We start from the raw sequence: 960 nt of genomic DNA on the forward strand, positions 1-960 counted from the left end.
ATTCCCGCGGCGAGTAGGACTTCCCAAGGACTATCCCCCGCCTTGCGCTAGACGTCCCCCGACAAGGGGATTTTTTTATCGAACGTGCTATCGCAAGATACGTCCGGGCCGCGAGACGCCGCGTGTCCACTACTTCCAACCGAGAAACGATGATGCCCCAAGCTCAAGCCAGGCCCGGAAAGCTGCTGCTGTCCCCTTCCGATCACACGCTGATCCTCATCGACCACCAGTCGCAGATGGCCTTTGCCACGAAGTCGATCGACCCGGTCGTGCTGCGCAACAATGCCGCGCTGGTGGCGAAGGCGGCGAAGGAGTTCTCCGTTTCGACGATCCTGACAACCGTTGCCGCGGCGTCGTTCTCCGGTCCGATCTTCAACGAGATCCGTTCGGTGTTTCCCGACGAGGCGATCATCGACCGCACCTCGATGAACACCTGGGAAGACCCGCGCATCGCCGACCGCGTGAACGCCATCGGCAAGCCGCGCCTTGTGTTCGCGGGCCTGTGGACGAGCGTGTGCATCGTCGGTCCGGCGCTGTCCGCGCTCGACCAGGGTTTCGAAGTGTATGTGATCGCTGACGCGTGCGGCGACGTCACCGAAGAAGCGCACGAGCGCGCGATGCAGCGAATCATCCAGGCAGGCGCACACCCGATGACCTCGCTGCAATATCTGCTCGAGTTGCAACGCGACTGGGCGCGCGGCGAGACCTACAACCAGACCGTTGCCACCGCGATCGAGCATGGCGGCGGCTATGGGCTCGGCCTGGTCTACGCGAAGACGATGTTCGGCGGCAGCGAGGCCCACTGATCCCCGGACGCGCCACACCCGCCATCTGAACCGCGGTAGGCGGCCCGGCGTAACGCTCGGGCCGCCTCCGGTTCCCGACCCGAACCCGACGAAGCGAAGACAGCACACCCATGAAGCTCTATCTGCTCTCCCTCGGAGCCGGCGCCCTCGTCGG

Annotated in this window: 1 protein-coding gene; it reads left to right on the plus strand. The window is 64.5% G+C overall.

Translation table 11 applies throughout. The features are described 5' to 3' along the window. The first annotated feature begins 152 nt into the window (after positions 1-152). Entirely contained in the window at positions 153-806 is a 654-nt protein-coding gene (locus P0D96_RS48120) for a hydrolase (RefSeq protein WP_408182907.1), read from the plus strand. Positions 807-960: the final 154 nt, after the last annotated feature.

Origin of the sequence: Paraburkholderia sp. RL17-347-BIC-D, assembly GCF_046027915.1 — a bacterium.
Taxonomy (GTDB): Bacteria; Pseudomonadota; Gammaproteobacteria; order Burkholderiales; family Burkholderiaceae; genus Paraburkholderia.